Below are 22,616 nucleotides of genomic sequence, written 5' to 3' on the forward strand. Positions count from 1 at the left end.
AAAGTTATGGAATTCGAACATCGGCCCGTCTTGCTGGAGCCGACGGTGGACGCGTTACTGCTGGCCGGCTTCGGCGGCAAGGGCGCGGCACGGTCGCAAGAGCAAGGCGGGCCGGCTGCGGCTACGCGGGCGCAAAGCGGCGTCTTCGTCGACGGCACTTTCGGCCGCGGCGGGCACAGCCGCGAGCTGCTCGGCCGTCTCGGCCCGGACGCGCGGCTGGTGGTGTTCGACAAGGACCCGGAGGCGATCGCCGTCGCCAATGTATTGGCGGCAGCGGACCCGAGGGTCACCGTGGTGCATGGCGGCTTCGCCACCATGGCCGAAGAATTGCAGCAGCGCGGCATCGGCAAGGTCGATGGCGTGATGCTGGATCTGGGCGTTTCGTCGCCTCAGATCGACGATGCCGAGCGCGGTTTCTCGTTCATGCGAGACGGCCCGCTCGACATGCGGATGGACACCACTCGTGGTCCCACGGTGGCGGATTGGCTGGCGCAAGCCAGTGTGGATGAGATGCGGGAGGTCATAGCGGATTATGGCGAAGAACGGTTTGCTTTTCAGGTTGCAAAGGCGATTGCTGCTCGCCGCGCAACAAGGCCGCTGCGCACCACGCTCGAGCTTGCCGAGTGCGTCGCCGGCGCCGTCCGCACGCGCGAAAAGGGGCAGCATCCGGCCACACGCACCTTTCAAGCTTTACGGATTTACATCAATCGGGAACTCGAAGAGCTCGCGCGCACCCTCGCGGCAGCTCTAGACCTGCTGGCTCCGGGGGGGAGATTGGCGGTGATCAGCTTTCATTCGCTCGAAGACCGTATGGTCAAGCAGTGCATCGCGGCGGCGGCTCGTCCGGCTGCCGCGCATGCGCGCCTGCCGCTGCGTGAAAGCGAAATGCCCCAGCCGGTGCTGCGTTCCCTGGGCCGCGTGGTGGCCGAGGACGACGAAGTCTCGGGCAACGCGCGCGCCCGCTCCGCCATCCTGCGCGTGGCCGAACGCACGGAAACCCCGCTGCCCGCAGAGGGCGGCGCCGCGTTCGTCAAGATCGGCTCCCTGCCGGGCAGCGATCTGGCTCCGCCGCCGCGGCGCGGCGGCAAGGGAGGGCGCCGCTGATGGGTCGCGTCAACCTGATCGTTGCGGCTTTGCTGATGCTGTCGGCCATTTCCCTGGTCACCAGCCGGTATCAGTCGCGCCAGCTCTTCATCGAGCTGGGGCGCGATCAGGCCCAGGCGCGCGACCTGGAAACCAACTGGCGGCGCCTGCAGCTGGCGCGCGCCGAACTCGCCCGCAACGCGCGGGTGGACGCCATCGCGCGTGAGGGCCTGAAGATGATCTCCATCGTTCCGGACCGCACGCTCTATCTGAACCAGGCGCCCGTCTCCACCGCCGGAGGTGCCCAATGAAGCGGGTGCCCTTCTTCGACAACCCCGTGCTGCGCGGGCAATTGCCCACCTGGCGCGCGCGCCTGGTGCTGATCCTGCTGTTCGGCGGGTTCGTCGTGCTGGCCGGCCGCGCCCTGTTCCTGCAGGGGCTGTCCACCGAATTCCTGCAGCAGCAGGGCGAGCGCCGCTACGAGCGCACGCTGACCCTGCCCGCCACGCGCGGCAAGATCCTGGACCGCAACGGCGCGGTGCTGGCCTCCAGCGTGCCGGCGCGCGCCATCTGGGCGATTCCCGAGGACGCCAAGCAGGCCACGGCGGCGCAGCTCGACTCGCTGGCCAAGCTGCTGGAGATGCCGGTGGCCGACCTGCGCCGCCGCCTGGTCGACGAGGACAAGAACTTCGTCTACCTGAAGCGCCAGGTCGCCATGGACGTGGCCGACCAGATCAAGCAATTGGGCCTGCCCGGCATACACCAGCAGCCCGAAACCCGCCGCTACTATCCGGACGGCGACGTGATGGCCCACGTGGTGGGCTTCAACAGCGTCGAGGACCAGGGCCAGGAAGGCGTCGAACTCACGTTCAACCAGCAGCTCTCCGGCCGTCCGGGCAGCCGCCGCGTGATCAAGGACCGGCTGGGCCGCGTCATCGAGGACGTGCAGGCCGTGACCCTGCCGGTCGACGGCCGCGACCTGCGCCTGTCCATCGACACCCGCCTGCAGTACCTGGTGTTCAAGGCCCTGAAAGACGCCATGGACAAGCACCAGGCCAAGGGCGCGACCGCCGTGGTCGTGGACGTGCATACCGGCGAGATCCTGGCGCTGGCCAACGTGCCGACCTTCGATCCCAACAAGCGCGAAACCTTCCACGGCGCCAACCTGCGCAACCAGGCGATCACCGATACCTTCGAGCCCGGCTCCATCATGAAGCCGTTCACCGCCGCGCTGGCGCTGGACCTGGGCCGCATCAGCACCAAGACCCTGTTCGAGACCGGTAATGGCCGCTTCCAGTACCAGGGCAGCACGATCAGCGACGTGAGCCGCAACGGCACGCTGGACGTGGCCGGCGTGCTGCGCAAGTCCAGCAATATCGGCATGACCATGATCTCCGAGAAGCTGGAATCCCGCGAGATGTGGGACCGCTTCACCGAACTGGGCCTGGGCCAGGCCCCCCAGGTGGGATTCCCCGGCGCCGCGCCCGGCCGCCTGCGTCCCTGGGACCGCTGGCGCCTGATCGAAAAGGCCACCATGGCCTACGGCTACGGCCTGTCGGTGTCGCTGCTGCAGGTGGCGCGCGCCTATACCGTCTTCGCGCGCAACGGCGACATGGTCTCGCTCACGCTGGTCAAGCGCGACAGCGATCCCACCAGCGTCAAGATCTATACGCCCAAGACCACCGCGCTGGTGCGCGGCATGCTCGAGGCCGCCGCCGGTCCCGAAGGCACCAAGGCCGCGCAGGTGCAGGGCTACCGCGTGGCCGGCAAGAGCGGCACCGCGCGCAAGATCGTCGACGGCAAGTACAGCAAGCAGCGCTACCGCAGTTCGTACGTGGGCTTCGCGCCGGTGTCCGATCCCAAGATCGTCGTGGCCGTGTCCATCGACGAACCGACCGTCGGCGGCTATTACGGCGGCGCGATCGCCGCGCCGGTGTTCTCCCAGATCGTGGGAGGCGGCCTGCGGCTGATGGGGGTGCGTCCGGACGCGCCCTTCGAATCCACAATTGTTGCTGGTCTCAAGGAGCCAGGCAGATGAGCGCCAAAGGCTTCCTCTCTACTTCCCCCGCCGCCACGGTCGCCGAGATCGTGGCGTGGTTGCATGCGCGCGTCTCGCTGACCGCGCACCTCAAGCTGGACTCCCGCGATATCGAGCCGGGCGACGTGTTCGTCGCCTGCCCGGGCCTGTCCAGCGATGGACGCCTCTATATAGATAAGGCATTGGCGCTGGGCGCCAGCGCGGTCCTGTTCGAAGCGCCCGCCAGCGCGGCCGTCGAGGCCGCGGCCGGGCAGGCGCAGATGCTGCCGGTGACCGGCCTGCGCGCCCTGCTGGGCGATCTGGGCGACACCTGGTACGGCCGGCCGTCGGCCGCGCTCGCGGTGGTGGCCGTGACGGGCACCAACGGCAAGACGTCTTCGGTGCAATGGATCGCCCATGCGCTCAGCCGCAACGACAAGCCCTGCGGCACCATCGGCACGCTGGGCGCGGTGCTGCCCGACGGGCAGACGCTGGGCGGCGAGCTGACCACCCCCGACGTGCTGACCGTGCACCGCACCCTGGCCGCCATGCGCGACGCCGGAGCCAAGGCGGTGGCCATGGAGGCCTCGTCCATCGGCATCGAGCAGGGCCGCATGGACGGCGTGCGCGTGGCGTTGGCGGCGTACACCAACCTGACGCGCGACCATCTCGATTACCACGGCACCATGGAGCGCTACGAAGCGGCCAAGGCGCGCCTGTTCACGTGGCCTGGCCTGACCGCCGCCGTGATCAACGCGGACGACGAGGCCGGCCGGCGCCTGATCGCCAGCCTGCCCGCGGAACTGGCGATGGGCTACAGCCTGAGCGATGCGCCGGAGGTTCCCGCCCGGATGCGCGCGCGCGACCTGCAGGCGACCGCCCAGGGCCAGATCTTCACGCTGGTGTCGCCGCATGGCGAGGCCCAGATCGTCACGCGCCTGCTGGGCGCGCACAACGTTTCCAACCTGCTGCTGGTGGCGGGCGTGCTGTATCAGCTGGGCCTGCCGTTCGCGCAGATCGCCCGCGAGCTGGCCGCCACCGATCCGGTGGACGGCCGCCTGCAGACCGTGGAACCGCTGGGCTCGAACGGCGCCCAGGCCGGCACCGGCCGCGGCCCGCTGGTGGTGGTGGATTACGCCCATACGCCCGACGCGCTGTCGCGGGCGCTGTCCGCGCTGCGCGCCGTCGCCGCCGCGCGCTCGGGCCGCCTGGTCTGCCTGTTCGGCTGCGGCGGCGAGCGCGATCCGGGCAAGCGTCCCGAGATGGGCCGGATCGCGGCCGAGCTGGCCGACCACGTGGTGGTGTCCAGCGACAATCCGCGCCGCGAATCGCCCGAAGACATCGTCCGGCAGATCCTGGCCGGCATTCCCGAGTCCGCGCATGCCGTGGTGCAGGTCGATCGCGCGCGCGCCATCATGCAGACCATCTGGGCCTCGGCGCCCGAGGACGTGGTGCTGCTGGCCGGCAAGGGCCACGAGACCTACCAGGACATCGGCGGCGAGAAGCTGCCGTTCGACGACCGCGAATGGGCGCGCCTGGCGATGCTGCTGCCGCAGGTCAAGGGCGTGTCCACCGACACGCGGCGCATCGACGCCGGCGAGCTGTTCGTGGCGCTGGTGGGCGAGAATTTCGACGCGCACGATTACCTGGACCAGGCCGAGGCGCGCGGCGCCTGCGCGGCCGTGGTGGCGCATCCGGTCGCCGGCGCGCGCCTGCCGCAGCTGGTGCTGGGCGATACCCGCGTGGCGCTGATGCGCATCGGCGCGGCCTGGCGCGCCCAATTCTCGCTGCCGGTCATCGCCGTGACGGGCAGCAACGGCAAGACCACCACCAAGGAAATGATTTCGGCCATGCTGGCCGAGTGGCGCGGCGCGGAAGGCCGCCTGGCCACCGCCGGCAACCTGAACAACGACATCGGCGTGCCGTTGACGCTGCTGCGCCTGCGTCCCGGGCATCGCGCCGCGGTGTTCGAGCTGGGCATGAACCACCCCGGCGAAATCGCCCAGCTGGCGGCGCTGGCCGCGCCCACGGTGGCGCTGGTGACCAACGCCCAGCGCGAGCACCAGGAATTCATGCACAGCGTGGAAGCGGTGGCGCACGAGAACGGCGCGGCCATCGCCGCGCTGCCCGACGACGGCGTGGCCGTCTATCCGGGCGACGAGCCGTATTCGACGGTCTGGGATGCGCTGGCCGAGCCGCGCCGCGTGCTGCGCTTCGGCCTGCAGCCCGGCCTGGACGTGTACGCCGAGCAGATCCTGGCCGACGTCGACGCCACGCGCTGCCGCGTGGTGACGCCGATCGGCACGGCCGACCTGGCGTTGCCGGTGCCAGGCCTGCACAACCTGCGCAATGCGCTGGCGGCCATCGCCAGCGCCATCGCGGCGGGGGCGCCGCTGGACGCCGCGGTGCGCGCGCTGGCGGGTTTCAGCCCGGTGGCCGGCCGCATGCAGCGCAAAAAATTGAGTGACGGAACGTTGCTCATCGACGACACCTACAATGCGAACCCCGACTCGGTTCGCGTGGCCATCGAAGTGCTGGCGCGCGTCGACGGCACGCGCGTCCTGGTCCTGGGCGACATGGGCGAAGTCGGGGACAACGGCCCCGCCATGCATGAAGAGGTGGGCAATTACGCGCGCGAGCATGGGCTCGACGCGCTCATCACGCTAGGCGAAGCCAGCCGGGCGGCAGCGGCCGCATTCGGTGTGGGCGCGCACGCCTGCGCATCGGTAGACGAAGTCGTTGCCGCGTTGCGCGGCTTGCGCCCGTCCTGCGTATTGGTAAAGGGATCGCGCTTTATGCGCATGGAGCGGGTAGTGACGGCTTTTTCGACGAATGAAGGGATGACGGCCAAGGGGCAGGGAGAGCACGATGCTGCTTGAAATCGCCCGCTTGCTTTCGGATGACGTGCGCGCGCTGGGGGTGTTCGAATACATCACCATGCGCGCGGTGCTGGCCTGCGCGACGGCGCTGCTGATCGGCCTGGTGGCCGGCCCGCGCGTGATCCGCAAGCTGACCGAAATGAAGATCGGCCAGGCCGTGCGCTCCTATGGCCCGGAGTCGCACCTGGTCAAGACCGGCACCCCCACCATGGGCGGCGTGCTGATCCTGATTTCCATCGCCATCAGCACCTTGCTGTGGGCGGACTGGACCAACCGCTTCGTGTGGGTGGTGTTGTTGGTGACCTTTGGTTTCGGCTGGATCGGCTGGATGGACGATTACCGCAAGGTGGTCTATCGCGATCCGGAAGGCATGCCGGCGCGGCAGAAGTTCTTCTGGCAGGCCACCATCGGCATGGTGGCCGCCGTGTATCTGGCGTTCGCGGTGTCGGCGCCGGCCAATACCGAACTGTGGCCGCTGTTCAAGGCCTGGGTCGGCAGCGGCTTCACGATGTCGCTGCCCACGCGCGCCGACCTGATCGTGCCGTTCTTCAAGACCGTGAGCTATCCGCTGGGCGTGCTGGGCTTCGTGGCGCTGACCTGGGCGGTCATCGTCGGCACCAGCAACGCCGTGAACCTGACCGACGGCCTGGACGGCCTGGCCATCATGCCCACCGTCATGGTGGGCAGCGCGCTGGGCATCTTCGCCTACGTGGTCGGACGGGTCGACTATTCCAAGTACCTGCTGTTTCCCTACATCCCCGGGGCGGCCGAGCTGATGGTGCTGTGCGCCGCGATCGGCGGCGCCGGCCTGGCGTTTTTGTGGTTCAACGCGTATCCGGCGCAGGTCTTCATGGGCGACGTCGGCGCGCTCGCGCTGGGCGGCGCGCTGGGCACCATCGCCGTGATCGTGCGCCAGGAAATCGTGCTGTTCATCATGGGCGGCGTGTTCGTGGTCGAGACGCTTTCGGTGATGCTGCAGGTGACCTGGTTCAAGTACACGAAGCGACGTTATGGAACAGGTCGACGCATATTCCGCATGGCTCCGCTGCATCATCACTTCGAAGTGGGCGGCTGGAAAGAAACCCAGGTGGTCGTGCGTTTCTGGATCATCAGCATGATGCTGGTGCTGATTGGCCTCTCTACCTTGAAGTTGCGATGAATACGATGGAAACCTCCCGTGACGGCGCGCCGCTCGTCCTGATCCTCGGATTGGGCGAGACGGGCGCGGCCGCCGCAAGCTGGTGCGCCCGCCAGGGCGCCCGCCTGCGCGTGGCCGACACGCGCGCCGAACCGGGCGGACTGGCCTCGCTGCGCGCCGCGCTGGCGCAGGCCGAAGTGGAATACCGCCTGGGCTGCGACGGGTCTTTCGACACCGCGCTGCTCGACGGCGTGGACCAGGTGGTGCTCAGTCCCGGCCTGGCGCCGACGCAGGCCCCGGCCGCCGACCTGCTGCGCGAGGCCGAGGCCCGCGGCATCGAGATCGTCGGCGAGATCGAACTGTTCGCACGCGCGCTGGCCGAACTGGCCGAGAAGCGCGAATACCGTCCGCGCCTGCTGGCCGTGACCGGCACCAACGGCAAGACCACCGTCACCGCGCTGACGCGCCAGCTGATCGAGGCCGGCGGCCTGTCGGTCGTGGCCGCGGGCAACATCAGCCCGGCGGCGCTGGCCGCGCTGATGACGGCGCTGGACGCCGATGCGCTGCCGCAGGTCTGGGTGCTGGAGCTGTCGAGCTTCCAGATGGAAACCACGCGCTCGCTCAAGGCCGACGCGGCCGTGGTGCTGAACGTCACGCAGGACCACCTGGACTGGCATGGCGATATGCAGGCCTACGCGGCCGCCAAGGCACGCCTGCTGAAGATGGCCCGGGTGGCCATCGTCAACCGCGAAGATCCGTACACCATCGACATGGTGCCGGCGCTCGACGCCATGAACGTGCGCACCTTCGGCCGCGACGTGCCGGAGCTGGTCGGCGACATGGGCCTGGAGCTGGGCCAGGGCGTGGCCTGGCTGACCGCCTGCGAGCCCAACGATTTCGACGAACCCGCGCCGCCCTCGCGCCGCAAGAAGGACGCGCCCGAGCCGGTGCGCGCCAAGGGCCGCATGAGCCGGCTGATGCCGGTCGACGCCCTGCGCATCCGCGGCATCCATAACGCCTTGAACGCGCTGGCCGCCCTGCAGCTCGCGCGCTGCCTGGACCTGGGCTGGGGCCCGATGCTGCGCGCGCTGCGCGACTACGCGGGCGAGCCGCATCGCGCCGCGTTCGTGCGCACCATCGGCGGCGTGGACTACATCAACGACAGCAAGGGCACCAACGTGGGCGCCACCGTGGCCGCGCTGGAAGGCCTGGGCCAGCAGGTGGTGCTGATCGCCGGCGGGCAGGGCAAGGGCCAGGACTTTTCGCCGCTGATTCCGGTGGTCTCGCGCCACGCGCGCGCCGTGATGCTGATCGGCGTGGACGCGCCCGAGATCGCCCGGGTGCTGGCCGCCACCGGCGTGAACTGCGTGACCGTCGAGACCCTGCGCGACGCCGTGCGCGGCGCCGCCGAACTGGCGCAGCCCGGCGACGCCGTGCTGCTGTCGCCGGCCTGCGCCAGCCTGGACATGTTCCGCAACTACCCGCATCGCGGGCAGGTGTTCGTGGAAGAGGTCGAGGACCTGGCCCGCGACCGTGGAGAGATCGCATGAGCCTGATCGCCGATCTCACCGCCAGCGTCAACGCCGTACGGCCCGGCCGTACCAAGATGCGCAACTTCGATCTGCCGCTGGTCATCGCGGCCTCGACGCTGCTGCTGCTCGGCCTGCTGATGGTGTATTCGGCGTCGATCGCGCTGGCCGACGGCCCGCGCTACGCCTCCTATGGCCGCTACTATTTCGTGATCCGCCACGGCCTGTTCGTCACCGCCGGCCTGATCGGCGGGGCCGTGGTCCTGGCCATCCCCATCCGCGTCTGGCAGCGCCTGGCGGTGCCGCTGTTCGGGGTGGCGATCGTGCTGCTGGTCGCCGTGCTGATTCCCGGCATCGGCCGCGAAGTCAACGGCGCGCACCGCTGGATTCCGCTGGGTCCGCTGAACTTCCAGCCTTCCGAACTGATGAAGCTGGCCGCGCTGCTCTACGCCGCCGACTATACGGTGCGCAAGCAGGAACACATGCAGGCGTTCGCGCGCGGCTTCATGCCCATGGCGGTCGCGCTGGGCGGCGTGGGCATGCTGCTGCTGCTGGAGCCCGACCTGGGCGCCTTCATGGTGATCGTGGCCATCGCCATCGGCATCCTGTTCCTGGGCGGCATCAACGGCAAGTACTTCAGCAGCCTGCTGGCGGTGCTGGTCGGCACCTTCCTGATGCTCATCTGGCTGTCGCCGTGGCGCCGCGCGCGCCTGTTCGCCTACCTGGACCCCTGGAACGAAGACAACGCCTACGGCAGCGCCTACCAGCTGTCGCATTCGCTGATCGCGCTGGGCCGCGGCGAATGGCTGGGCGTGGGCCTGGGCGCCAGCGTCGAAAAACTGCACTACCTGCCCGAGGCGCACACCGACTTCCTGATGGCCGTGGTGGGCGAGGAGCTGGGCTTTGCCGGCGTGATGCTGGTGATCATCCTGTTCGCCATCATCGTGTACCGCGGCTTCGACATCGGCCGTCAGGCCATCGCCATGGAACGCACTTTCGCGGGCCTGGTGGCGCACGGCGTGGCGATGTGGATCGGCGTGCAGGCCTTCATCAACATGGGCGTGTGCCTGGGCCTGCTGCCCACCAAGGGCCTGACCCTGCCGCTGATGAGCTACGGCGGTTCCGGCGTGGTGATGAACCTGTGCGCGCTGGCCATGCTGATACGGGTCGACGTGGAAAACCGCATCATGATGCGCGGAGGACGGGTATGACGGCCGCGCGCACCATCCTCATCATGGCCGGCGGCACCGGCGGGCACATCATGCCCGGCCTGGCCGTGGCCGACGTGCTGCGCGCGCGCGGCTGGCGCGTGCTGTGGCTGGGCAATCCCGACAAGATGGAAGGCCGGCTGGTGCCGCCGCGCGGCATCGAGCTGGTGCCGCTGCGCTTTGCCGGCGTGCGCGGCAAGGGGGCGGCGGCGCTGCTGAAGCTGCCGTTCCTGCTGGTGCGCGCGTTCGCGCAGGCCTGGTCGCGCCTGTCCGAGGTGCGCCCCGACGTGGTGCTGGGCATGGGCGGCTACGTGGCCTTTCCCGGCGGCGTGATCGCGGCGCTGCGCGGCACGCCGCTGGTGGTGCACGAGCAGAACGCCGTGGCCGGCACCGCCAACAAGTGGCTGGCCCGCATGGCGCGCCGCGTGCTCAGCGGCTTCCCCGGCGTGCTGTCCAAGGGCGAGGCCCTGGGCAACCCGGTGCGCGCCGACCTGTGCGCGCTGCCCGATCCGGCCGCGCGCTACGCCGGCCGCAGCGGCGCGCTGCGCCTGCTGGTGGTGGGCGGCAGCCTGGGCGCCCAGGCGCTGAACACCACGCTGCCGCAGGCCTTGGCGCTGCTGCCGCCGGACCGGCGGCCGGAGGTCGTCCACCAGGCCGGCGAACAGCATCTGCCCGCGCTGCAGCAGGCCTACGCCCAGGCGGGCGTGGCGGCCGACTGCCGCGCTTTCATCGACGACATGGCGGGCGCGCTGGGCCAGGCCGACCTGCTGATCTGCCGCGCCGGCGCCATGACGGTGTCCGAAGTGGCGGCGGCGGGCGTGGCGGCGCTGTTCGTGCCGTTCCCGCATGCCATCGACGACCACCAGACCGCCAACGCGCGCTTCCTGAGCGACGCGCAGGCCGCCTGGCTGCAGCCGCAGACCGCCTTGACGCCCGAGTGGCTGGCGCAGTGGCTGGGCCAGCGCAACCGACAAGAACTCCAAGCCGTCGCAGAACGGGCCCGCGCGCATGCGCGCCCCGAGGCGGCGGCGCATATCGCCGACGCATGTGAACAAGCAGCGGGGCGCGCATCATGAAGCACAGAATCCAACATATCCATTTCGTAGGCATCGGCGGCTCGGGCATGAGCGGCATTGCCGAAGTGCTGCTCAACCTGGGCTACACCATCAGCGGCTCCGACCTGCACGAGTCGGCCGTGACCCGCCGCCTGGCCGAGCTGGGTGTGAAGATCGCCATCGGCCACGTGGCCAGCAACGTCACCGGCGCCGGCGCCATCGTGACCTCGACCGCGGTGGCCGGCGACAACCCCGAAGTGATCGCGGCGCGCGCCGCGCGCATCCCGGTGGTGCCGCGCGCCATCATGCTGGCCGAGCTGATGCGCCTGAAGCGCGGCATCGCGGTGGCCGGCACCCACGGCAAGACCACCACCACCAGCCTGGTGGCCAGCATCCTGGCCGCCGGCGACCTGGACCCCACCTTCGTGATCGGCGGCCGGCTGAATTCCGCCGGCGCCAATGCGCGGCTGGGGCAGGGCGACTACATCGTGGTCGAGGCCGACGAATCCGACGCCTCGTTCCTGAACCTGCTGCCCGTGATGGCCATCGTGACCAATATCGATGCCGATCACATGGATACCTACGGCCACGACGTGGCGCGCCTCAAAAGCGCCTTCATCGAATTCACGCAGCGCCTGCCGTTCTATGGCAGCGCGGTGCTGTGCCTGGACGACGCCAACGTGCGCGAGATCATGCCGTTCGTGTCGCGTCCCATCACCACCTACGGCCTGGCCGAGGAAGCGATGGTGCGCGCCTACGAGGTGCAGGCCGAAGGCACGCGCATGCGCTTCAACGTGCAGCGCACCCACCTCGACACGCTGCTGCCCCCGCTGGAAGTGGAGCTGAACCTGCCGGGCCTGCACAACGTGCGCAACGCGCTGGCGGCGATCGCCGTGGCGACCGAGCTGGGCGTCTCCGACGAAGCCATCCGCGAGGCGCTGGCCTCGTTCAAGGGCGTCGGCCGCCGTTTCACGCAGAGCGGCGAATTCGCGGTGCCCGCCGCCCACGGCGGCGGCAGCTTCACGCTGATCGACGACTACGGCCACCATCCGGTGGAAATGGCCGCCACGCTGGCCGCGGCGCGCGGCGCGTGGCCGGACCGCCGCATCGTGCTGGCGTTCCAGCCGCACCGCTACACCCGCACGCGCGACTGCTTCGAGGATTTCGTGCGCGTGCTCGGCTCGGCCGACGCCGTGCTGCTGACCGAGGTCTACGCCGCGGGCGAGCCGCCGCTGGTGGCCGCCGACGGCCGCGCCCTGTCGCGCGCGCTGCGCGTGGCCGGCAAGGTCGAGCCCCTGTTCGTCGAGGACGTGGCCGAACTGCCGCAGGCGGTGCTGGACTTCGTGCGCGACGGCGACGTGGTGATCGTCATGGGAGCGGGTTCGATCAGCAAGGTCCCCGCCCAGGTAGGAGAGCTGGCATGAACAAGCAATTCGGCAAAGTGGGCGTGTTGTACGGCGGACGCTCCGCCGAGCGCGAGGTGTCCCTGATGTCGGGCGCCGGCGTGCACCAGGCGCTGCTGAGCGCCGGCGTGGACGCGCACCTTTTCGACACCGGCGAACGCAGCCTGGCCGAACTGGCGGCCGAAGGGTTCGAACGCGTCTTCATCGCGCTGCACGGCCGCTACGGCGAGGACGGCTCCATCCAGGGCGCTTTGGAACTGCTGGGCATTCCCTACACCGGCAGCGGTCCGCTGGCTTCCGCGCTGGCCATGGACAAGACCATGACCAAGCGCGTGTGGCTGCAGCAAGGCCTGCCCACCCCCGAATTCGAAGTGCTGGACGCCGATACCGAGCTGCGCCTGGTGCCCGACCGCCTGAACCTGCCGCTCATCATCAAGCCGCCGCACGAAGGTTCGACGGTCGGCATCACCAAGGTGGTGGGCTATTCCGACATGAAGGAAGCCTATGCCGCGGCCGCGCGCTTCGACAGCGAGGTGCTGGCCGAGCAGTTCATCGCCGGCCGCGAGCTGACCGTGGCGGTGCTGGGTTCGGGCAAGACGGCGCGCGCGCTGCCGGTGATCGAGATCGCCGCGCCCGGCGGCAACTACGACTACGAGCACAAGTACTTCTCGGACGACACGCAGTACTTCTGCCCCGCGACCCTGCCCGCCGAGGTCGCCGAGGAAGTCGCGGCCATCGCCGTCAAGGCCTACCGGGCGCTGGGCTGCGAAGGCTGGGGCCGCGCGGACTTCATCCTCGACCGCTACAACCGGCCGTGGCTGCTCGAAATGAACACCTCGCCCGGCATGACCAGCCATTCACTCGTCCCCATGGCCGCCAAGGCCGTGGGCATCAGCTATGCCGAACTGTGCGTGGCGATCCTGGCCGAGGCCGCGTGCAAAGTGCGCAGCCCCGCTCGCAACGCTTGACCTGGACATTCTGTGTGGAACGACGCCCGAACTACCAACCTGATCGCCAACACGCTAGCCGTGCTGGCGGTCTGCGCCATGCTCGTTGCGGGCGTGGTGTGGGTAGCGCAGCGCCCGTACTTCACGCTGTCGGCCATCGAGCTGGAATCGATGCCGGACACCGAGCTGCACTACGTGTCGCCGGGGGCGGTGCGAGCCGCGATCGCCGGCCGCTTCAAGGGCAACTTCTTCACGGTGGACCTGGACGACGCGCGCGAGATCTTCGAATCGGTGCCCTGGGTGCGGCATGCCACCGTGCGCCGCATCTGGCCCAACGTGCTGCGCGTGCGGATCGAGGAGCAGCAGCCGCTGGCGCTGTGGAACGAGAACCAGATGATCAACACCTGGGGCGAGGCCTTCACGGCCAACACGGGCGAGGTGGACGACGACGTCGTGCTGCCGCAGTTCGTCGGGCCCGAGGGCACCGAGTCGCTGGTGGTGCAGCGCTACGCCGAGCTGGCGCGCTGGTTCGCCCCGCTGGACATGCACGTCAAGCAGCTGGAGCTGAGCCCGCGCTACGCCTGGCGCGTGGTGCTGTCCAACGGCATGCTGCTGGACCTGGGCCGCGATCCGGGCGCCGACGCGCCGGACCCGCACGGCCTGCCCGGCGCCTTGCCCTTCGCCGCCCGAATTCAACGCTTCGTGCAAGCCTGGCCCGACGTGGCGGGGCGCCTGGAAGGGCGCACCGTGACGCAGGCCGACTTGCGCTATCCCAATGGTTTCGCACTGGCGCTGGCTCCGTTGCCTGCGTCGGAAACCAAAACCAAATCCACACCGAAACCTCCGAAGAAACGCTAACGCCATGACCCGTGACATCAAGGACCTTATCGTCGCCCTCGATATCGGCACCAGCAAGGTGGTGGCTGTGGTGGCTGAAATTTTGCCTGAAGGGCGATTCGAAGTGCTGGGCCTCGGCCAGCACGAGTCGCGCGGCATGCGCAAGGGCGTGGTCGTCAATATCGAGACCACTGTGAATTCCATCCAGCGCGCGCTTGAAGAAGCCGAGCTGATGGCAGATTGCAAGATTCGCGACGTCTACACCGGCATTGCCGGCAGCCATATCCGCAGCTTCAATTCCAGCGGCATGGTCGCCGTGAAGGACAAGGAAGTCACCGCCACCGACGTCGCCCGCGTCATCGAGACCGCCAAGGCGGTGAACATCCCGACCGACCAGCAGGTGCTGCACGTGCTGACGCAGGAATTCATCGTCGACGGCCAGGAAGACATCCGCGAGCCCATCGGCATGAGCGGCCTGCGCCTGGAAGTGCGCGTGCACATCGTGACGGGCGCGGTCAGCGCCGCCCAGAATATCGTCAAGTGCGTGCGCCGCTGCGGCCTGGAAGTGCAGGACCTGATCCTGCAGCCGCTGGCCTCCAGCCTGGCCGTGCTGACGGCCGACGAAAAGGAGCTGGGCGTCGTGCTGGTGGACATCGGCGGCGGCACCACCGACGTGGCCATCTTCACCGGCGGCGCGATCCGCCACACCGCCGTGCTGCCCATCGCCGGCGACCAGATCACCAACGACATCGCGGCCATGCTGCGCACGCCCACGCCCGATGCCGAGGAAATCAAGCTGCGCTACGGCGTGGCCAAGCAGGTGCTGGCCAGTCCCGACGAATCCGTGGAGGTTCCCGGCCTGGGCGACCGCGGCCCGCGCCAGGTCAAGCGCCAGGCGCTGGGCGCGGTGATCGAGCCGCGCGTCGAAGAGCTGTTCACCCTGGTGCAGCAGGTGGTGCGCGACTCCGGCTACGAGGACCTGCTGGCTTCCGGCGTGGTGCTGACCGGCGGCTCGGCGCAATTGCCCGGCATGGTCGAGCTGGCCGAGGACGTGTTCCTCAAGCCGGTGCGCGTGGCGGTGCCCGAATACGAAGGCAGCCTGGCCGACGTGATGCGCAATCCGCGCTTCTCGACGGTGATGGGGCTGTTGCAGGAAGCGCGCATGCAGCGGGTGCGCGGCCGCAAGGTCGCCGCCCAGACCGGCAACTTCAAGAGCCTGCTGGCGCGCATGAAGGAATGGTTCATGAACTAGGTTGAGGGGGGCAGGTTGGGGCCTGCTCCTTGGTCCGGTCGGCTGGCGGTATCGCAGGCCGGGCCAGAAGAGGGGAGGCGCTTCAAACCCGCTGCGGGCGACGCCGGCGACGTGTTTGAGGCGATTCACAAAAAATAGGTTGTTGGGGAATTTTTGTGATTTGCAAAATCGGACTTGTGAGGGAGTCATCATGATGAACTTTGAGATGCTTGAAAACACCACCAAAGGGACCGTTATCAAGGTCGTTGGTGTGGGCGGTGCGGGCGGCAATGCCGTCGCGCACATGATTCGCAACGGCGTGCACGGCGTGGATTTCATCTGCGCCAACACCGATGCGCAGGCGCTGGCGGCGACCAACGCCCCGGTGCAGATCCGTCTGGGCCGCACCGGCCTGGGCGCGGGCGCCAAGCCCGAGCAGGGCCGTGCCTCGGCCGAAACCGCGCGCGAAGAGATCCGTGCCGCCCTGAACGGCGCGCACATGGTCTTCATCACCGCCGGCATGGGCGGCGGCACCGGCACCGGCGCCGGTCCGGTCGTGGCCGAAGTGGCCAAGGAACTGGGCATCCTGACCGTGGGCGTGGTCACCAAGCCCTTCACCTTCGAAGGCAACAAGCGCCTGAAGATGGCCGAGGACGGCATCGCCGAACTGGCCAAGCACGTGCATTCGCTCATCGTGGTGCTCAACGAGAACCTCTATGAACTGATGGACGAGGACGCGACGCAGGAAGACTGCTTCCGTTCGGCCGACGACATCCTGCACAACGCTTGCGCGGGTATCGCCGAAATCATCAACGTCGAAGGCAACGTCAACGTCGACTTCGAAGACGTCAAGACGATCATGGGCGAGCAGGGCCAGGCCATGATGGGCACGGCGTCGGCTTCCGGCGCGGACCGCGCCCGGGTCGCCGCCGAGCAGGCCATTGCCTGCCCGCTGCTCGAAGGCGTGGATCTGAACGGCGCGCGCGGCGTGCTGGTCAACATCACCGCCAGCCGCTCGCTGAAGATGCGCGAAACGCGCGAAATCATGGAAACGATCCGCAGCTACGCTTCGGACGACGCCACCGTGATCTTCGGCACCGCCTACGACGAATCCATGGGCGAAACCCTGCGCGTGACCGTGGTCGCGACCGGCCTGGGCCGTGCGCAATCGCGTCCGCAGCTCGTGCAGAACACCGCCGAGGTGCTGCGCACCGGTACCGACAACATGCCCATGGGCGCGATGCCGGCCGGTCAAGGCGACTACCGCAACCTGGACATGCCCTCGGTCATGCGCAACCCGCGCAGCCAGGCTTCGGCCCAGGTGCGCGCGCTGGAAAGCTCGGGCATGGATCATTTCGACATCCCGGCGTTCCTGCGCAAGCAGGCGGATTGAACCAAAGAGCCCATTCCGGGCTCTAAAGCGCACTCCCTCATCTCCGGCCCGCCTGTCCCCTCGGGCGGGCCGGAGGCGGAGCGGTCCGTGTCTCCCTTGCACGGCATAAATAAGGGGACGGAGGTATAGGTCGGTCCGGACGCCTGATGGCGCCAGGGATCGGACAGCGTTACAATACGTCAGTTACGCCGGCAATCTATTGGTTATCTTGCCGGCTTTCTGGCTCAAATCACCCAAGTCTCATGTTCCGACAGCGCAGCATTCAGAATCTCGTCCGCACGACAGGCGTCGGCGTCCACTCCGGACGGCGGGTCGAGCTCACCTTGCGCCCGGCACAACCCAACACCGGTATCGTTTTCCATCGGGTCGATCTGCCCGAGGTCGTGGACCTGCCTGCCCAGGCGTCCGGCGTGGGCGACACGCGCATGGCGTCCGTGCTGCAGCAGGGCAACGTCCGCGTCTCCACCGTCGAACACCTGATGTCCGCCCTGGCCGGACTCGGCATCGACAACCTGCACGTCGACCTGACCGCGGAAGAAGTCCCCATCATGGACGGCAGCGCGGCGACCTTCGTCTACCTGCTGCGCTCGGCCGGCATCGTCGAACAGAACGCGCCCAAGCAGTTCATCCGCGTGCTCAAGCCCGTGGAAGTGCGCGAAGGCGAAGGCCGCAACGAGAAGTGGGCGCGCCTGGAGCCGCACGAAGGCTTCGCGCTCGCGTTTTCCATCGACTTCCGCCACCCCGCGATCGACTCCACGGCCAATTTCGCCGAGATCGATTTCGCCACCCATTCCTACGTGCGCGAGATCGCCCGCGCGCGCACCTTCGGTTTCGTCAACGAGGTCGAGGCCCTGCGCTCGATGGGCCTGGCCCGCGGCGGCAGCCTGGACAACGCCATCGTGATGGACGAGTACCGCGTGCTCAACAGCGACGGTCTGCGCTACGACGACGAGTTCGTCAAGCACAAGATCCTGGACGCCATCGGCGACCTGTACCTGCTGGGCAAGCCCCTGGTTGCGCGCTACGTGGCGTGCAAGTCTGGCCACGGCCTGAACAACCAGCTGGCGCGCGCGCTGCTGGCCCAGCGCGATGCCTGGGAACTGATCAGCTACGAATCGCAGGCGGAGGCGCCCCAGGCGTTCCGCCACGAGTGGAAGCTGGCCTGAAGGCTCCCCCCCTACGCGCTTACGCGCGCCCCCCCAGGGGGGCGACACCTGCAGACCGGCGGAGCCGGATCTGGCGTTGTCCCCGCTTGCTCCTGGCAGCAGCGGGTTAATGCCCCGACTGTCTTTGCGGGCCTCAGCGTTGCGATGGCTCCCCTTGGACGATGGGGGGCGTCATCCTCTCGCGCTTAGGGCGTAAACCGGTGGCAAACCATAGTATGGCTCCGTCCGAGAACTTGGTTTCGCTTGGTTTCGGGACGCGGCTGCGGCCGCACAAGCGGGGCGGGTTCAGCTACTCTTGTGGTGCCTGAGCAGTTTGGCGACCGCGTCGGCCAGCGGTCCGGGACGCAGCTTGCCTTGCAGCGTTTCGAAGGCGCCCAGCGCGGTTGCGCCCAGCGGTTGCGCTTCCTTCGGGGGGCGGGGCTGGCGGGCGCCGGGCGTGGGCAAACCCGCTTGTACCTTGACGGCGATTTCGTTAAGGTTCCAGCCTTGGTCGGCCAGAGTCCGCGCGATGCGCGGGGCCAGCTGACGCATCTTGGCCGCATGAGCGGCACTCGGCACCACCAGGTGCAGGCACTGGTTTTCCAGCTTGCCCACCTGGCAGACGGCGCCCAGCGGGGCGGGCAGAACCGCCGCCACCGCGTACTGGATTTGCAAGTGCTTGCGGGCGGTCGCCAGGACGCCGGCGCCCCGCATGTCATGACCCAGCCATCCCAGGGCGGTATTGTCCTCGCGCCGGCTGGAACTGGAACGTTGGCGGTATGAAGTGGGTCTATTCATGCCGGCTCTATGAATTAGGAAGCAAACCTTGAAAATCGTGATTATGCACGCCCGTGACGGGAAGGACGGGCATTTCACCCTGGGCGGCGGCCACCTCGCGCTGTTCCTGGGGCTCGCCTTGATCACGGCCGCCATCTGCGGCGCCGCGCTACAACGATACCTTACTCCGGTATCGCCGGCCGTACACACCGTGGGCTGGCCCCTGGCCAGCCAGCCGGGGCGCGACGCCGATTTCCTGCGCGGCAACATGAACCTGCTGGCGGCCAAGGTGGGGGCGCTGCAGGCCAAGCTGGTCAGCATCGACGGCCTGGGCCAGCGCGTGGCCAAGGTCGCCGGCGTGGCCTACACCGATCCCGAACTCGCCAAGCAGCTGGCCGTGGCCCAGCCGGAAGCGCTGATCCAGCCCGAGGCCACCGAGGTCATGGACGACCTCTTCACCGACCACCCGCCGCCCAGCGCCGCGTCGGCCGAAGCCCTCGGGCGCCAGCTCGACGAGATCCAGGCCAGATTGTCCCAGCAGACCGATAACCTCAAGCTGCTGGACGCGGCGCTGACCCGCCGCTCGGCCGACCAGGCCCGCATGCCGACGGCCATGCCGATCACCGACTATCCCTACCTCAGCTCCTCCTACGGCTGGCGCCGCAACCCGGTGACCGGCCGCAGCGCCATGCACGAGGGCCTGGACTTCGCCGCGCCCTCGGGCACGCCCATCCTGGCCGCCTCCGGCGGCGTGGTGCTGGAATCCAAATACCATCCGGGCTACGGCAACATGGTCGAGATCGACCACGGCGACGGCCTGATCACCCGCTACGCCCACGCCTCTTCGCTGCTGGTCAAACAGGGCCAGCTGGTCGACCGCGGCCAGCCCGTGGCCCGCGTCGGCAGCTCGGGACGCTCCACCGGCCCGCACCTGCACTTCGAAGTGCGCCTGGCGGGCCAGCCGCTGGACCCGCGCCTGTTCCTGGGACCGCAGCAGAACGCGCCGCCCGCCGTGGCCCACGCCTCGCGCTGAACTGCCGCTGAACTGGCGGCACTCTGGCCGGTCAAACTGCCCGACAGTGCTACCCTGGTGTTGATAGATCCAGGCTATTGCGCTTCAGGTGCGTTAAACTGGTTCGTTTCCCAGCGGACCCCCGCTCAACCAATAACATCAAGTCACGGGCGACGCTGCCCATCCCTGGCGACAGGGCGGCGTGTCCCGTGCGGCCGACATACGCATGGTTTCTCTGCTCAAAAAACTCATAGGCAGTCGCAACGACCGGCTGCTTAAGCAGTATCGCAAGCTGGTAACCCAGATCAATGGGCTCGAGTCCAAGATCTCCGCGCTCTCCGATGCGGAGCTGGCGGCCAAAACCGAGGAGTTCCGTTCCCGCCACGCCCAGGGCACGTCCCTGGACGAGCTGCTGCCCGAGGCCTTCGCCGTGGTGCGCGAGGCGGGCAAGCGGGTGTTCGGCATGCGCCATTTCGACGTGCAGATGCTGGGCGGCATCGCCCTGCACAACGGCAAGATCGCCGAAATGCGCACGGGCGAAGGCAAGACGCTGATGGCGACCCTGCCGGTCTACCTGAACGCGATCGCCGGCAAGGGCGTGCACGTGGTCACGGTGAACGACTACCTGGCCCGCCGCGACGCCGAATGGATGGGCCGGCTGTACCGCTTCCTGGGGATGAGCACGGGCGTGGTGGTGCCGCAGCAGCCCAACGAGGAAAAGAAGGCCGCCTACGCCGCCGACATCACGTACGGCACCAATAACGAGTTCGGCTTCGACTACCTGCGCGACAACATGGAATACCGTGTTGAGGACCGCCGCCAGCGCGGCCTGTTCTACGCCATCGTCGACGAGGTGGACTCGATCCTGATCGACGAGGCCCGCACCCCGCTGATCATCTCCGGCCAGGCCGAGGACCACACCGAGCTCTACATCCGCATGAACGCGGTGCCGCCGCTGCTCAAGCGCATGGCCGGCGAACCCAAGCCGCAGGAACCGGAACCCGAAGGCGACTACTGGGTCGACGAAAAGAGCCAGCAGGTCTACCTGTCCGAAGCCGGGCACGAGAACGCCGAGGGCATCCTGGCCCGCCTGGGCATCCTGCCCGAAGGCGAATCGCTGTACGACCCGCGCCACATCGCGCTGATGCATCACCTGATGGTGGCGCTGCGCGCCAACACGCTGTTCTTCCGCGACCAGCAGTACGTGGTGCAGGACGGCGAAGTGGTCATCGTCGACGAATTCACCGGCCGCCTGATGGTCGGCCGCCGCTGGTCCGACGGCCTGCACCAGGCGGTCGAGGCCAAGGAAGGCGTGAAGATCCAGCACGAGAACCAGACGCTGGCCTCGATCACGTTCCAGAACTACTTCCGCATGTACGAAAAGCTGTCCGGCATGACCGGCACGGCCGACACGGAAGCGTACGAATTCCAGGAAATCTACGGGCTCGAAACGGTCATCATCCCGACCAACAAGCCCATGGTCCGCAAGGACCAGAACGACCAGGTCTTCAAGACCGACCAGGAAAAGTACAACGCCATCCTCAACGACATCCGCGACTGCCACGAGCGCGGCCAGCCGGTGCTGGTGGGCACCACCAGCATCGAGAACTCCGAGCTGCTGTCGGGCCTGCTGAAAAAGGCCAAGCTGCCCCACGAGGTGCTCAACGCCAAGCAGCACGCGCGCGAAGCCGAGATCGTCGCCGAGGCCGGCAAGCCGGGCCACATCACCATCGCCACCAACATGGCCGGCCGCGGTACCGACATCGTGCTGGGCGGCAGCGTCGACAAGCAGGTCGACCTGATCCGCGCCGACGAATCGCTGTCCGAGGAAGAAAAGCAGGCCCGCATCGAAAAGGTGCGCGCCGAATGGAAGCCGCTGAACGAGCAGGTCAAGGCCGCCGGCGGCCTGCGCATCATCGGCACCGAACGCCACGAGTCGCGCCGTATCGACAACCAGCTGCGCGGCCGCGCCGGCCGCCAGGGCGACCCCGGTTCCTCGCGCTTCTACCTGTCGCTGGAAGATTCGCTGATGCGCATCTTCGCCGGCGACCGGGTGCGCGCCATCATGGAACGCCTCAAGCTGCCGGAAGGCGAGCCCATCGAGGCCGGCATGGTGACGCGTTCGATCGAGACCGCGCAGCGCAAGGTCGAAGGCCGCAACTTCGACATCCGCAAGCAGCTGCTCGAATACGACGACGTGGCCAACGACCAGCGCAAGGTGCTGTACTCGCAGCGCAACGACGTGCTGGAGGCCGCGAGCGTGGGCGAGACCGTGCAGAGCCTGCGCGACGCCGCCGTGATCGAGATGTTCAACGTCCACGTGCCGCCGGAATCGGTGGAAGAGCAGTGGGACGTGCCGGCGCTGCAAAAGGCGCTGGAAGCCGATTGGCACGTCCAGCTTCCGCTGGTGGAAATGCTGGAAAAAGAGGCCAACCTCACCGACGACGACCTGCGCGAACGCGTGGTGGCCGCCGCGCGCGATGCCTACCAGGCCAAGGTCGACCAGGTCGGCCAGGAATCGTGGTCGCAGTTCGAGCGCTCCATCATGCTGCAGGCCATCGACACGCACTGGCGCGAGCACCTGTCGGCGCTGGACTACCTGCGCCAGGGCATCCACCTGCGCGGCTACGCGCAGAAGAACCCCAAGCAGGAATACAAGCGCGAAGCCTTCGAACTGTTCTCGGGCATGCTGGACCGCATCCGCGACGACGTGGTGCGCGTGCTGATGACGGTGCGCGTGCAGTCGCAGGAGCAAGTCGACCAGGCCGAGGCCGAAGCCGCCCAGTCGCACGTGCAGAATGTGCAGTACCATCATTCCGACTACGACGAAGCGCTGGCCCAGCAGGATTCCGAGGGCGGCGCCCAGCCGGTGCGCAACGTGGTGCCCAAGGTCGGCCGCAACGATCCGTGCCCCTGCGGCAGCGGCAAGAAGTACAAGCAGTGCCACGGCAAGCTCGTCTGA

At 68.2% G+C, this 22,616-nt stretch carries 17 protein-coding genes; 16 read left to right on the forward strand and 1 reads right to left on the reverse strand.

Annotated features, from left to right (window positions below):
- Positions 1-6 precede the first annotated feature (6 nt).
- The 14 genes from rsmH to lpxC all read left to right on the forward strand — a co-directional run bounded on the left by rsmH (position 7) and on the right by lpxC (position 17,886).
- A complete protein-coding gene (gene rsmH / locus A6B37_RS16125) occupies positions 7-1,104 on the forward strand; it encodes a 16S rRNA (cytosine(1402)-N(4))-methyltransferase RsmH (RefSeq protein WP_102775394.1) in 1,098 nt (365 codons plus the stop codon).
- Complete coding sequence (ftsL, locus tag A6B37_RS16130; RefSeq protein WP_111826356.1) at positions 1,104-1,394, forward strand: cell division protein FtsL; 291 nt, start codon at positions 1,104-1,106, stop codon at positions 1,392-1,394. The genes rsmH and ftsL overlap by 1 nt, the downstream gene beginning before the upstream one ends.
- Positions 1,391-3,121, forward strand: coding sequence for a penicillin-binding protein 2 (locus A6B37_RS16135; protein WP_102775396.1), 1,731 nt, complete (start codon positions 1,391-1,393; stop codon positions 3,119-3,121). The genes ftsL and A6B37_RS16135 overlap by 4 nt, the downstream gene beginning before the upstream one ends.
- Positions 3,118-5,979 (forward strand): bifunctional UDP-N-acetylmuramoyl-L-alanyl-D-glutamate--2,6-diaminopimelate ligase MurE/UDP-N-acetylmuramoyl-tripeptide--D-alanyl-D-alanine ligase MurF, encoded by a 2,862-nt coding sequence (gene murF / locus A6B37_RS16140; RefSeq protein ID WP_111826357.1) that lies wholly within the window; start codon positions 3,118-3,120, stop codon positions 5,977-5,979. Before A6B37_RS16135 ends, murF begins: the two co-directional genes overlap by 4 nt.
- On the forward strand, positions 5,969-7,138 hold the full coding sequence (mraY, locus tag A6B37_RS16145) for a phospho-N-acetylmuramoyl-pentapeptide-transferase (protein ID WP_102775398.1): 1,170 nt from the start codon (positions 5,969-5,971) through the stop codon (positions 7,136-7,138). Before murF ends, mraY begins: the two co-directional genes overlap by 11 nt.
- The gene (gene murD, locus A6B37_RS16150; protein WP_111826358.1) at positions 7,135-8,667 is read left to right on the forward strand and encodes a UDP-N-acetylmuramoyl-L-alanine--D-glutamate ligase; all 1,533 of its coding nucleotides are present in this window, start codon (positions 7,135-7,137) and stop codon (positions 8,665-8,667) included. The genes mraY and murD overlap by 4 nt, the downstream gene beginning before the upstream one ends.
- Positions 8,664-9,857, forward strand: coding sequence for a putative lipid II flippase FtsW (gene ftsW / locus A6B37_RS16155; RefSeq protein WP_111826359.1), 1,194 nt, complete (start codon positions 8,664-8,666; stop codon positions 9,855-9,857). Before murD ends, ftsW begins: the two co-directional genes overlap by 4 nt.
- A complete protein-coding gene (gene murG, locus A6B37_RS16160) occupies positions 9,854-10,930 on the forward strand; it encodes an undecaprenyldiphospho-muramoylpentapeptide beta-N-acetylglucosaminyltransferase (protein ID WP_111826360.1) in 1,077 nt (358 codons plus the stop codon). The genes ftsW and murG overlap by 4 nt, the downstream gene beginning before the upstream one ends.
- Positions 10,927-12,333: a UDP-N-acetylmuramate--L-alanine ligase gene (gene murC, locus A6B37_RS16165; protein WP_102775402.1), complete on the forward strand. Its 1,407-nt coding sequence runs from the start codon at positions 10,927-10,929 to the stop codon at positions 12,331-12,333. Before murG ends, murC begins: the two co-directional genes overlap by 4 nt.
- A complete protein-coding gene (locus A6B37_RS16170; RefSeq protein ID WP_111826361.1) occupies positions 12,330-13,280 on the forward strand; it encodes a D-alanine--D-alanine ligase in 951 nt (316 codons plus the stop codon). Before murC ends, A6B37_RS16170 begins: the two co-directional genes overlap by 4 nt.
- A gap of 12 nt (positions 13,281-13,292) precedes the next feature.
- Positions 13,293-14,117 carry a cell division protein FtsQ/DivIB gene (locus tag A6B37_RS16175; RefSeq protein WP_102775404.1) on the forward strand — a complete coding sequence of 275 codons (825 nt, stop codon included), beginning with the start codon at positions 13,293-13,295 and terminating at the stop codon, positions 14,115-14,117.
- A 4-nt stretch (positions 14,118-14,121) separates the two neighbouring features.
- Positions 14,122-15,348, forward strand: coding sequence for a cell division protein FtsA (gene ftsA / locus A6B37_RS16180; protein WP_102775405.1), 1,227 nt, complete (start codon positions 14,122-14,124; stop codon positions 15,346-15,348).
- A 190-nt stretch (positions 15,349-15,538) separates the two neighbouring features.
- Entirely contained in the window at positions 15,539-16,720 is a 1,182-nt protein-coding gene (gene ftsZ / locus A6B37_RS16185; RefSeq protein WP_102775406.1) for a cell division protein FtsZ, read from the forward strand.
- Between the two features lie 242 nt (positions 16,721-16,962).
- Entirely contained in the window at positions 16,963-17,886 is a 924-nt protein-coding gene (gene lpxC, locus A6B37_RS16190) for a UDP-3-O-acyl-N-acetylglucosamine deacetylase (RefSeq protein ID WP_102775407.1), read from the forward strand.
- A 285-nt stretch (positions 17,887-18,171) separates the two neighbouring features.
- Here the strand turns inward: lpxC and A6B37_RS16195 are convergent, their stop codons facing one another.
- Positions 18,172-18,579: a DciA family protein gene (locus A6B37_RS16195; protein WP_102775408.1), complete on the reverse strand. Its 408-nt coding sequence runs from the start codon at positions 18,577-18,579 to the stop codon at positions 18,172-18,174.
- A 127-nt stretch (positions 18,580-18,706) separates the two neighbouring features.
- Between A6B37_RS16195 and A6B37_RS16200 the strand changes: the two genes are divergently transcribed.
- Positions 18,707-19,675, forward strand: coding sequence for a M23 family metallopeptidase (locus A6B37_RS16200; RefSeq protein WP_102775409.1), 969 nt, complete (start codon positions 18,707-18,709; stop codon positions 19,673-19,675).
- A 205-nt stretch (positions 19,676-19,880) separates the two neighbouring features.
- Positions 19,881-22,616, forward strand: coding sequence for a preprotein translocase subunit SecA (secA, locus tag A6B37_RS16205; protein WP_111826362.1), 2,736 nt, complete (start codon positions 19,881-19,883; stop codon positions 22,614-22,616).

The sequence above is a fragment of the Achromobacter sp. HZ01 genome, from assembly GCF_003267925.1.
Classification (GTDB): Bacteria; Pseudomonadota; Gammaproteobacteria; order Burkholderiales; family Burkholderiaceae_B; genus Achromobacter; species Achromobacter pulmonis_A.